Here is a 12784-nt window from a genome sequence, read left to right as displayed (position 1 = left end):
GTCTTCACCCTGCCAGCGGCCGGAGAAGTGGAACGGCAGGAACACGGTGTCCGGTCCCACGCGCGGGGTCACCAGCGCCTGCACGTTGATTCGTGCACCCGTCGGGCTGCTCACCCACACGCGCTCGCCGTTGCGAATGCCGCGCTCGGTGGCGGTGGCCGGGTTGATCTCGACAAACATCTCCTGCTGCAGCTCGGCCAGCCAGGGGTTGGAGCGGGTTTCCTCGCCGCCACCCTCGTACTCGACCAGACGACCCGAGGTCATGATGAGCGGGAATTTCTCGTGCATCTTCTCGTCGACGTTCTTGGCCTGCAGCGACTTGTAGAGCACCGGCATGCGCCAGCGGCTCTTCTGGTCGTCGTGGCTGGGGTACTTGGCCACGAGGTCGGGGCGCGTGCCGTAAATCGGCTCGCGGTGCTGCGGGATCGCGTCTGGGAAGTTCCACACCACAGCGCGGGCCTTGGCGTTGCCAAACGGATGGCAGCCGTGGGCCATGGTCACGCGGATGATGGCGCCGGTCGGGTCGGTCTTCCAGTTCTTGCCCTCGGCCGCTTTCTGCTCCGCCTCGGACAGGTCGGCCCACCAGCCCAGCTTCTTCAGCAGCACGTGGTCGAACTCGGGGTAGCCCGTGGTGATTTCTGAGCCGACCGAGTGCGAACCGTCTTCGGCCAGCAGGCTCTTGCCTTCGCGCTCCACGCCGAAGTTGGCGCGGAAGTTGCCGCCGCCGTCCATGACGTGTTTGGAGGTGTCGTACAGGTTGGGCGAACCGGGGTGCTTGATCTCGGGCGTGCCGTAGCAAGGCCATGGCAGACCGAAGTAGTCACCGCTCATGTCGTAACCGGTTTCCTTGTCGACGACCTTGCCCTTGGCCTTGAGCGTCTTCACGTCGAAGGCGTTCATGTTGCGCATGTGGGCCTTCAGACGCTCCGGGCTCTGGCCGGTGTAACCAATGGTCCAGACCGACTTGTTGATTTCGCGCAGGATGTCTTCCGGCACGGGCTCGTCCATGCCCTTGACCTTCTGCATCTTGTAGTTCTTGCTGAGCTCGGTGGCGAAGCCGAGTTTTTCAGCGAACTGGTGCATGATCATGTGGTCACTGCGGCTCTCCCACAGCGGATCGATGACCTTCTCGCGCCACTGCAACGAGCGGTTGGACGCGGTGCACGAACCACTGGTCTCGAACTGCGTGGCTGCCGGCAGCAGATACACCGCGCGGTTGGGGTTCTGGTCTTCCGGCTTGCCAGGCATGGCCGCCATCGACGCGGTGGCCGACGGGTACGGGTCCACCACCACGAGCAGGTCGAGCTTGTCCATGGCACGCTTCATCTCCAGACCACGGGTCTGCGAGTTGGGCGCATGGCCCCAGAAGAACACGCCACGCAGGTTCGGGCCTTGGTCGATCAGTTCGTTGTTCTCCAGCACGCCGTCGATCCAGCGGGAGACGGTGATGCCGGGCTTCTCCATCATGCCTTCGGCGTACTGCTTCTTGATCCACTCGTAGTCCACGCCCCAGGTGGCGGCGAAGTGTTTCCACGAGCCAGCGGCCAGGCCGTAGTAACCAGGCAGCGAGTCGGGGTTCGGGCCCACGTCGGTGGCACCTTGCACGTTGTCGTGGCCGCGGAAGATGTTGGTGCCGCCACCGCTCTTGCCCACGTTGCCCAGCGCCAGCTGCAAGATGCAGGTGGCACGGACCATGGCGTTGCCGATGGTGTGCTGGGTCTGGCCCATGCACCACACGATGGTGGCGGGCTTGGCTTCGGCCAGCATCTTCGCCACCTTGAACATCTGCGCTTCGCTCACGCCGCAGGCTTCTTCCACTTTCTCCGGCGTCCACTTGGCCATCACGTCGGCTTTCACAGCCTCCATGCCGTAGACGCGGTCATTCACGTACTGCTTGTCTTCCCAGCCGTTCTTGAACACGTGGTACAGGATGCCGAAGAGGAACGGAATGTCGGTGCCGGAGCGGATGCGCACGTACTCGTCGGCCTTGGCTGCGGTGCGGGTGAAGCGTGGGTCGACCACGATCATCTTGCAGCCGTTTTCCTTGGCGTGCAGCATGTGCAGCATGGACACCGGGTGCGCTTCAGCTGCGTTCGAGCCGATGTACAACGCGCACTTGCTGTTCTGCATGTCGTTGTACGAATTGGTCATGGCGCCATAGCCCCAGGTGTTCGCAACACCGGCCACCGTGGTGGAGTGGCAGATGCGGGCCTGGTGGTCGCAGTTGTTGGTGCCCCAGAAGCTCACGAACTTGCGCAGCAGGTAGGCCTGCTCGTTGTTGTGCTTGGAGGAGCCCACGAAGTAGACCGAGTCGGGGCCGCTGGCCTCGCGCAGTTCTTTCATCTTCGCGGTGATTTCGTTCAGCGCCACGTCCCAGCTGATGCGCTCGTACTTGCCGTTCACCAGCTTCATCGGGTAGCGCAGGCGGTACTCGCCATGGCCGTGCTCGCGCAGGGCCGCACCTTTGGCGCAGTGGGCACCGAGGTTGATGGGGGAGTCGAACACCGCTTCCTGGCGAACCCAGACACCGTTTTCCACAATCGCGTCGGTGGCGCAGCCCACCGAGCAGTGCGTGCAGATGGTGCGCTTGACTTCGATCTTGCCGGTGCCGTCGATCGACTTGCCTTCAGCGGCCTTGGCCTTCTTCACCAGCACGAGCTGGGAAGCCGCCAGGCCCACGCCCACGCCCATGCCGGAGCGGCGCAGAAACGCGCGGCGGTCCATGGTGGGCAGGGCCGAAGACAGGCCGCGCTGCAGGTTGTGGACGAAGGTGGAATGCACGCGCGAGGCGTGTCCACCCGTGGAGGATGATTTTTTGGTCAGCAGCATGGTTTTGCCTCCTGAGGAGTCGCTTGGAGATTCGCCTGGTCAGCGGCTTGCGCCCCTGTGCGGGACAACGAACGAACGAGAACGTGGGGATTCAAGGAACAAGACTCCGCTCAGATGCGGGTGGTCTGGTAGTACTGCTTGACGTGATCGGTCAGGCTGTACCCGCCGCCCTTGGTGGGCGCGGGCTTGGGCTCGATCGCGGCGGTTTCTTCGGCAGGTGCGCGCGACATGAGGGCTGCCGCAGCGGCGAGCGCGCCGACCGTGGACGCGCCAGCAAACAGGGTGCGACGGTTCAGGCCGGAACGTTCTTCACCTGCGGTCGGGCGGGAGGGCTTGGTCATGCAGATCTCCAGGTTGAAAGGGGCCCGCCAACACAACGTGCGGACCTTTTGCATACGTGGAATCTACCCCCACCATGTGTGGGTTGCAAGGTGGTTCATACGTAGCCAGACGTGTTTCTGCTCCCTCGGTCCGGGTCGTCTTCATGCGGCATCGCAGCATCGCAGCTTGCTGCCTTTTTGATAGCCAGAAACGTGCCATAAGCCAAAGGTGTCGGTGCCGCTGGAGTCGCCCCGGACAGCCGGGGCGCAAGACACCTTGAGCACACTCACGATTGAGCCACGGCATCGGCCAACGCCCTCGGGAATACCCGCATGCGGATACGCCTCACCAACAACGCACAAGGTCAACCTGTCGCGGGTGCGTGCGACAAGTTGTCGCACGCACCCGGTACATGCCGCCGTTTCAACGCCCCGCACCAGCGTGGGGTTTGCGCCAATACCCCACTGTTTTCGTAGGGCTCGTCCGTAGAATTCGACCCGGTGGAAACCTCACTTTTGCCCTCCGGGCCCGAACGAACCCTGGAAGGCTGGCCCGACTGGTCCATCCTGATCGTCGACGACGAACAGGGCATGCTCAACTTTCTGGTGAAGACATTGGCACCGCGCTGCCATTTCGTGATGAGCGCTGCCAGTGCCGAAGACGGTGCGCAGTGGCTGCGCGGCCACCATGTGGACCTCGTCATCCTGGACATCTCGCTGCCCGGCAAGAGCGGCGTGGTCTGGCTCAAGGAGTTGCGCGAACAAGGCTTCACCGGCGAGGTGATCCTGATCACCGCCTTTGCCGACCTGGACACCGCCATCGAAGCACTGCGCGCGGGCGCGTCCGACTTCATCCTCAAACCGTTTCGCGTGCCGCAAATCCTGAACGCGGTGAAGCACTGCTACGAACGCTCGCGCCTGCGCCGCGAGAACTTCGTGTTGCGCCGCGCCGTGGCCCCGCCACCCGGGCGCGGCACGGCGCTGGTGGGCCGGTCGCCCGACCTGCAAAACCTGCGTGCGTCCATCGCGCGGGTGGCGCCGGTCAACAGCACCGTGCTGCTGCAGGGCGAGTCGGGCACCGGCAAGGAACTGGTGGCGCGCGAACTGCACGCGCAGAGCAGCCGAGCCAGCGGGCCGTTTGTGCCGGTCAACTGCGCGGCGGTGTCGCCCGAGCTGATCGAGAGCGAGCTCTTCGGCCACGCCAAGGGCGCGTTCACCGGCGCCTCCCGCGCGCGCGACGGCCTGTTCCACTACGCCCAGGGCGGCACGCTGTTTCTGGACGAAATCGCCGAGCTGCCGCTGCCCATTCAGGCCACGCTGCTGCGCGCGATTGAAGACCTGAAGATCCGCCCCGTGGGCAGCGAACAGCTGGTGCCGCTGAACCTGCGCATCATCGCGGCGACCAACCGCCAGCTCAGCGCCGAGGTGGAGGCCGGCCGCTTCCGCAAGGACCTGTTCTTCCGCCTGCAGGTGGTTGACCTGAACCTCGCACCGCTGCGCGCGCACAAGCAGGACATTCCCGAACTGGTGGCGCACTTCATGGCACAGCTCGCGCCCTCGCTGGGCGTGGAGCCGCTGACCATCAGCGCGCAGGAGATGGATTTTCTCGGGCAGTACGACTGGCCGGGCAATGTGCGCGAACTGCGCAACCTGATCGAACGCTCGCTGATCCTGGGCACGCTCAACGTGTCAGCCCTGTACCCCGGCGTGAACCAGACCAAAGACAGTGCCACGGCGCCCGCCATGCCGACCGACCTGCACGCGATGGAGAAGCTGCACATCCTCACCGTGCTCGATTCGGTGCAGGGCGACAAGACCCGCGCGGCGCAGTTGCTTGGTGTGTCGCGCCGCACGCTGGAGCGCCGAGTCGCCGAATGGGCGAGCCCGTGACGCTTTGGCGCACGCCGCGATGGCTCGCGGGCTCGGTCCGCAACAAACTGCTGGCCATGGCCTTGCTGCCGCTGCTGGTGGCGTTTCCGATGCTGGTGATTGCGCTGGCCCTGTGGGGCAACGTGGCCTACGACAGGCTGCTGATCACCAAGGTGCGCAGCGATCTGGCCGTGGCCAACGGCTACTTCGGACAGGTGCTCAGCGAGGTGGGGTCGGGCACCCTCGGTGTGGCCGGCTCGCAGGCGCTCTACGCTGCGTTGCGCCCGTTGCCACCGGCCGACAGGAACAGCCTGAACGAGCAGCTCGCGCTGGCCCGCGAGCGGCTGGGTCTGGACTTCCTGCTGCTCTACGACGCACAAGGCCGACCGCTTGCGCGCGCGGTGCCCACGGGCCTGAGCAGCGCAGACGCCAGCCAGCCCATGCCCTTGATGCCTGCGGCCATCGGCGCCTCGTTGCAAACCGCCCGAACCAGCGCCGCAGCCCGGCTGCTGCTGCTGGAGCCCGAGGCGCTCGACGCGTTCGCCCCGCACCTCTCGCCGCGTCTGCGCATTCCGCTGGTGGCCACGCGCAATGCCGCGCCCGCCACGCGCGAGGCCGAGCACCGCGCCATGGTGATGCTGTCCGCCCACCGGGTGCTGGACGCCAAAGGCCAGACCATCGCGGTGCTGGCCGGCGGGCTGCTGCTCAACCAGAACCTGGACTTCATCGACCACATCAACCGCATCGTCTACCCCGACGGTGCCCTGCCCTTCGGCAGCCAGGGAACGGCCACGCTGTTCATGGACGACGTGCGCATCACCACCAACGTGCGCCTGTTCCAGGACCAGCGCGCCATCGGCACCCGCGTGTCGCAAACCGTGCGCGACGCGGTGCTGGGCCGCGGCAACACCTGGCTGGACCGTGCCTTCGTGGTGAACGACTGGTACGTGTCGGCCTACGAGCCGCTGCAGGACGCCACCGGAGCACGCATCGGCATGCTCTACGTGGGCTTCACCGAAGCGCCGTTCCGGCTGGTCCGCTACGCCATGCTGGCGGTGATGGGCTTGATCTTCCTCGGCGTGATGGCGCTCTCGGCCTGGTTCTCGTTGCGTTGGGCGCGCAGCATCTTCCAGCCGGTGCAGCACATGAACCGCACCATGCAACTGGTCGAAGAAGGCCAGGCCAGTGCGCGCGTGGGCGAGCTCTCCGCGCGCGACGAACTCGGCGCGCTGGCTGGCCACCTCGACGAACTGCTGGACGTGATCGACGACAAGACCGCCGCATTGCAACGCTGGGGCGAGGAGCTCGACCACAAGGTGGCCGAGCGCACGCAAGAGCTGGAGATGAGCAACGCCTCGCTGCAGTTGGCGCAGCAACAGCTGGTGAAGAGCGAAAAACTCGCGGCCATCGGCCAGCTCACCGCCAGCATCGCGCACGAGATCAACAACCCGATTGCGGTGATGCAGGGCAACCTGGATCTGATGCGCGAGACCCTGGGCGCACACGCGCAGCCGGTGCGCGGCGAACTGCAGTTGCTGGACGAACAGGTGGAGCGCATGCGCCTGATCGTCACGCAGCTGCTGCAGTACGCGCGGCCCACCGAGTACGCGGGTTATGTGGAATCGCTCGATCTCAACCGCACGGTCAACGACTGTCTGGTGCTGGTGGGGCACCTGATGTCGCAGACGCACATCGAGGTGCAGCGCGAGCTGCGGGGCACGCGCCGTGTGGGCTGCAACCGGCAGGAACTGCAGCAGGTGATCATCAACCTGCTGATCAACGCGATCCAGGCCATGCCGCAGGGCGGTGTGCTGCGACTGGTCACTCAAGACTGGGTGCCCGACGGGCCACACGGCGTGCACGCGGGCGGCGCACTGCTGCGTGTGGAAGATTCCGGTCATGGCCTGAGTGAGCAAGCACAGGAGCGTTTGTTCCGCCCCTTCTTCACGACGAAGAACGACGGCAACGGCCTGGGCCTGTGGATCAGCCAGGGCCTGGTGGAACGCTACGGCGGCAGTATTTCAGCAGCCAACCGCGTCGACGGCAGCGGCGCCGTCTTCACCGTCCGGTTGTTGACCGAGCCACTTGCGCCTTCAGCCACACCGACGAACGACGGGCGGCCTGGGGGTCTCTGAGTTGTTTCGCTCATACACCTCGCGTCAGGCCGGTGGCGGCGCTCCAACATGTGCACACCAACAGCTCCCTAAGGCGGATGGGCTGGGTGTGCGGGCGCAGGCCCTCATTCGCGGTTGCCACAGAGGTCGAGTGCCCGAAGCAGGGCTCATGAAACAGCGGCTGCGGACCCACACCGTCGCCCGCGAGCAAGGCCGGAGAACGCGCACCCAGCCCAGCCGCCTTCGCCCACGCAGAGGCGTGAAATCCCCTCGGACTCAGGCCAGCATGTCGAACCCCTGCGCCTCCACACCCACGAACGCGCGGGTGAACGCCGACAAGGTGGCGTAGAAGCGGGCCTTGGGGTGCGCGGCAATGTCGTCGCACATGCGCGTCACCCAGGGCTGCAGGTGGGTGGTGAAAAACTTCTGCTGCTGCGTGAGGTTGGCCACCTCCACGTCGTCGCCTGCGATCAGGTAGCGCATCACCTCGCAGAGGTAGGCCACGTGGTCTTCGGTCTCGGGCATGGTGTCGTCCCGCCCCAGGCCGAGCACAGCCAGATCGCTGCGCAGCGCGGCCAGCGGTTTTTCGTTCAGGAAGCCGCTGAGGTAGTGCGAACCGAACAGGTACACCTCGGGCTTGCCCACGCCGCCAAAGAGCGCGTTGTACTCGGCGGTGATGGCCGCGTCGTCCAGCTCGCGCGCAGCGGCCACCACATCGCGCCACGGCTCTTCCAGAAAACCACCGGCGGCGGGCGCTTCGGTCACGGCCACGCGCAGCTGGGCCATGAGTTCGCTGGAGGGCGGCGCGTAGTACAGCGCAGCCAACAGGCCATAGACCTCGGCGCGGGCGGTTTCTTCGTCCAGGGCGGACGTGATCGGAATGCTGTTGTTCATGGGATTCACAGATCGGTGATGCGGGTCTCGCCCGGATTGGAGTACAGGTCCACCACGCGGCAATCACCGCACATCTTCAGGCGCTCCAGCGCTTCGCCCTGGAACATGGCGTGGCCCGAGAGCTTGCCCAGCATGACCTCGATGCCCTTGAGCGTGCCGAAAGGCTTGGCGCAGCGGATGCAGTGGTAGGGCTGCGCTTCGTTGAGCACACGCAACTGCTTGCGCTGCTCGCCGATCAACAGGCGCGGCTGCAGCGTGATGGAGTCTTCCGGGCAGGTGCTGGCACACAGGCCACACTGCACGCAGTTCTTTTCGATGAAGCGCAGTTGTGGGCGCTCGGTGTTGTCTTGCAGCGCGCTGGCCGGGCAGGCGCTCACGCAGCTCAGGCACAACGTGCAGGTGTCCTTGTTGACGTTGATGGTGCCCAGCAACGAAGCGCCGGGCAGCGCAATGGCTTCCATGGCTGGGCGCTGGGCGGCGCTGTCTTGCAGCAGGTGGTCAATGGCCAGCTCCACCGTGGCGCGTTTCTCCGCCTGGATGGCGAAGGTGGCTCGGCGCTTGACGGTCTGTGCCGGGGCGCCCACGAGCGCGGCGTCGAGCGCCTGCACATCGGTGGCCTCGATCAGGCGGAAGTGGTGGCCGCTGTAACCCAGTCCGTTCACCAGGGCTTGCGCCACCGCCATCTGCTCGCGCACGGCTTCCCGGTACTGCGGCGCTTCTTCGCCGGTCATGAGCACCCAGACTTGCGAGGCGCCGTAGGCAAACGCCGAGAGCCACACGTCCAGCCCGATCGACGCCGTGTGCCACAGCGGCAGAGGGATCACGCGCGCGGGCACGCCGCGGAAGGCTTTGTCGAGCGAGGCCACGCGGCCGAGCTCGTTGACGAGTGCGGTGCCGGCTTCCTGGCTGTGCAGCAGCAGCGCGGCGTTCTGGCCACCGGCCTTGGCGTAGGTGGCCAGCAGGGTGCGCAGTTTCACGCCTTGTTCGCTAGCGCGGGGGTAGGCGTACGACAGGGCACCGGTGGGGCACACGGTGGTGCAGGCGCCGCAGCCCACGCAGAGGTTGGGGTTGACGACGATCTGATTGCGCTTGATCTCGCTGCTGATGGCCAGCGCCGAGCAGACTTCCACGCAGGCGTTGCAGCCCACGGTTTCGTTGCGGCCGTGCGCGCAGAGCTTTTGTTTGTAGGTGAAGAACTTGGGCTTTTCGAATTCGCCCACCAGCTCGCGCAGCTTGAGCACGGTGGCCATGCCGGCGGCGTTGTCGATGCCGGAAGCGAGGTGGAAATAACCCTGAGGATGGGCATGCTGCGTGAAGGCCGGCGAGGCCCGCAGGTCCAGCACCATGTCGAATTGTTCGCTGTGCTCTTGGGCATCGCGCTGGAAGTTGATCGCGCCCACGGCGTCGCAGGCTTTCACGCAGGCGCGGTGGCTCTTGCACTTGTCCATGTCGATCTGGTAATCCAGGCCGATGGCGCCTTCGGGGCAGGCGGCCACGCAGGCGTTGCAACGCGTGCACAGATCCAGGTCGATCGGGTTGTTCGTGGTCCAGTCCACCGTGAACGCGCCGAGCCAGCCGCGCACCTCGCCGATGGCGCCCGCCATCACGGGGTAGCGGCGCGTCTGCATGCCGCTGCCGCCAGTGGACATCAGGCTGACCTCCAGCGTGTCGGACACGAGATCGGCCACGCGCTCGGCGTCTTGCAGCGCGCCGATGATCAGCAGGCGGCCCGCGCTTTTGTAGGTGACGGTGGGCACCGGTTCGGCGTCGGGCAGGCGCGCGGCGGCCAGCAGCGCGGCCATCTTGGGCGTGGCGTCTTTGGCCTCACGGCCCCAGCCGCCGGTCTCGCGGATGTTGACAAACTTGATGGGCCGCACGTCGAGCGACACCGCGCCCTCGGTCTGCTCGGAGAGTTCGGTGAAGAGGCGGCTTTCCTGGGTGCAGGCCACCACCAGGTCTTCGTTGCTGCGCGCTGCGCGCTGGAACGCGGGGGCGTCGCGGCGGCACAGCGTGGTGTGCAGGGTCAGGTCTTCATCCAGGGCCTCGCCCAGAACCTTGGGGTTCAGGGGCATGGTCTGGTTGCAATTGCAGATCAGCGTGGTCATCGTGGGGGTCCGGTGTCTCGGGGACGGGGGGGTCGTTGTTGTCGTCTGGTGAGGCCTCAATGGCCTCTGGCTCGGCCTGGGCCACCTCGGCGGGCGGCTCCGGGATCGGCTCTGCGTTCACGGTGGCGGCCGGCTTGGGCTCGTTCGGGTCGTCCACCAGTTTGAGGAACTGCGCGCCCACCATCTTGGCCATGTCGGCCTTGGACAGCGGGCTCGGCTGGGAGTAGTCGTCGATGTAGATGTCCAGCCCGTCCATGATGTTGTAGTGCGGGTCGGTGAAGAGCTTCTTCACCGCGGCGTTGCGCACATCGGGCGAGACGCTGCGCGCCACGAAGGCCGAGTAGTCGGACTCGGGCGTGAGGCGGGCCACGTCATCGAGCGTGAGGGCGGGCGGCGGCTCGGGCGGCTCGGCCACCACCGGAGCAACGGGTGCAACCGGCGCGACCACGGCAGCGGGCGCCGCCACTGCAACAGGCGGCACAGGCTCGGGTGGCAGCGGCTCGCCGGTGCGCACCTGCACCTTGCGGCGCGACCAGCGCGAAAAGAAGTTGTCGTCGTCGTTCGCGGCCATGCTCACTGTCCTGGCGGCTGGCCACCGCCGCGCTGCTTGTCGGTGCTGATGCGCACGGGCTGGCCGAAGCGGTCGGTCAGCGGCTGGAAACTCTGCGGGCGCTGGCGGCGCTTGGGCTCGGGCTGGTAGGTGGCGTCCACGAAACCGCGCAACCAGTCCACCACCTCAGGCGCGGCCGGCACCTGGTCCACGCGCTCCTGCGCGTCGAGCCAGCGGCCGGCGTCGTGGTAGCTCAGCGTGACGATCTGCGGCACGGCCATGGGCTCACCGTCGAGCAGGCGGGCTTCGTCGGCGCGCCAGAACACCCAGAAACAGGGGTTCGGGCTGTTGAGGTTGAGAAAATAGCCCTCGGCATCGTCGCGGAACAGGCTCACGCGAAAACGCGGGAACAGCCAGTGGGTGGTGGACTCGTCGGCGGCGGCCGTGTCCACAGGCTCCACCGCCTGCGGCTCGTGATCGTGCTCCACACCTTCGGCTTCCGTTTCCTCGGGACTGCCGCGCAGCAACACGTCAGCCAACACCCAGCGAAACGGCTGCCAGCGGCTCATGGGGCCGCTCACCGGCTCGCGCCGCATCACCACATCGACCTCGATGGCGGGCCGGGTGCGGGTGGGGGCAGGGGTATGGGGGTTGTTCATACGAAGGCAGGAATGTACGGCATCCTCCCCCGGGATGAAGGACGCGCGGCGCTTTACCCCGCCTGCGGCGCAAGAATGCGCGGGGAAACCCTGAGGCCCTTGGACCTCAGTAGGTTTCGAGGTGCAACCTGCCTTCGCGTTTCAGCGCTGGGCCGATGTTGTCCCAGTTGAGCCCGGCACCTTGCGCCACATCGCGCAATGCCAGCACCACGCCCTCTTCCATGCTCTTCAAGCCACACACATAGAAATACGTGTTCGGGTCCTGCAGCAGCACCGCCAGATCGGCGGCGCGTTCGCGCATGGCGTCCTGCACATAGCGCTTGGGTGCGCCGGGCGTGCGGCTGAAGGCGAAGTTGGTGTCGATGAAGTCCTTGGGCAGGTTTTGCAGTGGGCCGAAGTACGGCAGCTCTTCCTGCGAACGCGCGCCGAAAAACAGCATCAATTTGCCACCTTCGAACTTGCCCGAAGCCCGCAGGCGGCGGCGCCACTCGGTCATGGCGCGCATGGGGGCGCTGCCGGTGCCGGTGCAGATCATCACGATGCTGGACCTGGGGTGGTTGGGCATGAGGAAGCTGGTGCCGAACGGCCCGATCACCTCCACCTTGTCGCCCACCTGCAGATCGCACATGAAGTTGCTGGCCACGCCGCGCACCGGTTCACCGTCGTGGTCTTGCAGCACGCGCTTGATGGTCAGCGACAGGTTGTTGTAGCCCGGGCGCTCGCCGTTGCGCGGGCTGGCGATCGAGTACTGGCGCGCGTGGTGCGTGCGGCCAATGTCGTCGACGCCGGGCGGCACCACACCGATGCTCTGGCCTTCCAGCACCGGGAACGGCATGGCGCCGAAGTCCAGCACGATGTGGTGCGTGTCGTAGTCGCTGCCGGCGGTCTTGCCGACCTCGGTCACGCGCACATTGCCGACCACCGTGGCGGTCACGGTCTTCTGCGCGGCCTTGGGGCCGTAGAGGTTGGTGTAAGCGTGCGCGGCCGACCACGGCGGCAGGGTTGCGCCGAAGGCTGCCGAGTTGAATGCCTCCGCGCCGCTCGGGTCCTTGGCCACGGCCGGCGCAGCGGCGGGTGCCCGCGCCACGGCCCCATCTGCGCCCGCATCGGCCAGGCCTTCCAGCTCCTCCGGCGGCAACTCGGCGGGCAGTTCGTTCCAGGTGAGCTGCTCTTCGGGCGTGTAGGCGCGCAGGCGCGGCATGGTGCGCCAGTTGTCGATGGAGCCGGTGGGGCACGGCGAGATGCAGTCCATGCAGAGGTTGCACTTGGAAGCGTCGACCACGTAGTTGACGTTGTCGTGCGTGATCGCCTGCACCGGGCAGATCGCTTCACAGGTGTTGCAGCGGATGCAGATCTCGGGATCGATCAGGTGCTGTTTGATGACAGCGAGTTCGGCTGGGGCGTTCATGGGTGTCTCCTGGAGCCCTCCCCCTCTGGGGGAGGG

The 12784-nt window shown here is 66.3% G+C and carries 9 protein-coding genes; 2 read left to right on the top strand and 7 right to left on the bottom strand.

Going from position 1 to position 12784, the window contains the following annotated elements; genetic code table 11:
• Positions 1–2829, bottom strand: a 2829-nt coding sequence (locus ACN4F8_RS17390; RefSeq protein WP_419474718.1) for a molybdopterin-dependent oxidoreductase, incomplete at its 3' end; no start/stop codon positions are given.
• A 110-nt stretch (positions 2830–2939) separates the two neighbouring features.
• Complete coding sequence (locus ACN4F8_RS17385) at positions 2940–3170, bottom strand: formate dehydrogenase (RefSeq protein ID WP_419474717.1); 231 nt, start codon at positions 3168–3170, stop codon at positions 2940–2942.
• 480 nt (positions 3171–3650) lie between these two features.
• On the opposite strand from ACN4F8_RS17385, the gene ACN4F8_RS17380 reads away from it, so the two are divergent.
• Together ACN4F8_RS17380 and ACN4F8_RS17375 are read left to right on the top strand one after the other, a co-directional pair.
• Positions 3651–5039: a sigma-54-dependent transcriptional regulator gene (locus ACN4F8_RS17380; protein WP_419474716.1), complete on the top strand. Its 1389-nt coding sequence runs from the start codon at positions 3651–3653 to the stop codon at positions 5037–5039.
• The gene (locus ACN4F8_RS17375) at positions 5024–7153 is read left to right on the top strand and encodes a sensor histidine kinase (RefSeq protein WP_419474715.1); all 2130 of its coding nucleotides are present in this window, start codon (positions 5024–5026) and stop codon (positions 7151–7153) included. The genes ACN4F8_RS17380 and ACN4F8_RS17375 overlap by 16 nt, the downstream gene beginning before the upstream one ends.
• Before the next feature lie 255 nt (positions 7154–7408).
• Here ACN4F8_RS17375 and ACN4F8_RS17370 read toward each other — a convergent pair whose 3' ends face one another.
• The 5 genes from ACN4F8_RS17370 to boxA all read right to left on the bottom strand — a co-directional run bounded on the left by ACN4F8_RS17370 (position 7409) and on the right by boxA (position 12748).
• Complete coding sequence (locus ACN4F8_RS17370; protein ID WP_419474714.1) at positions 7409–8026, bottom strand: TorD/DmsD family molecular chaperone; 618 nt, start codon at positions 8024–8026, stop codon at positions 7409–7411.
• Between the two features lie 5 nt (positions 8027–8031).
• Positions 8032–10131 carry a 4Fe-4S binding protein gene (locus ACN4F8_RS17365; RefSeq protein ID WP_419474713.1) on the bottom strand — a complete coding sequence of 700 codons (2100 nt, stop codon included), beginning with the start codon at positions 10129–10131 and terminating at the stop codon, positions 8032–8034.
• The gene (locus tag ACN4F8_RS17360; protein ID WP_419474712.1) at positions 10058–10702 is read right to left on the bottom strand and encodes a DUF3306 domain-containing protein; all 645 of its coding nucleotides are present in this window, start codon (positions 10700–10702) and stop codon (positions 10058–10060) included. Before ACN4F8_RS17360 ends, ACN4F8_RS17365 begins: the two co-directional genes overlap by 74 nt.
• Positions 10703–10704: 2 nt before the next feature.
• Positions 10705–11340, bottom strand: a complete 636-nt coding sequence (locus ACN4F8_RS17355; RefSeq protein ID WP_419474711.1) for a DUF3305 domain-containing protein — start codon at positions 11338–11340, stop codon at positions 10705–10707.
• A gap of 106 nt (positions 11341–11446) precedes the next feature.
• The gene (boxA, locus tag ACN4F8_RS17350) at positions 11447–12748 is read right to left on the bottom strand and encodes a benzoyl-CoA 2,3-epoxidase subunit BoxA (protein ID WP_419474710.1); all 1302 of its coding nucleotides are present in this window, start codon (positions 12746–12748) and stop codon (positions 11447–11449) included.
• Between the last annotated feature and the right edge of the window lie 36 nt (positions 12749–12784).

Source organism: Hydrogenophaga sp., assembly GCF_048549895.1.
Taxonomy (GTDB): domain Bacteria; phylum Pseudomonadota; class Gammaproteobacteria; order Burkholderiales; family Burkholderiaceae_C; genus Hydrogenophaga.
The sequence above is the reverse complement of the archived record's forward strand: the minus strand, read 5'-3'. Positions and strand labels throughout refer to the sequence as shown.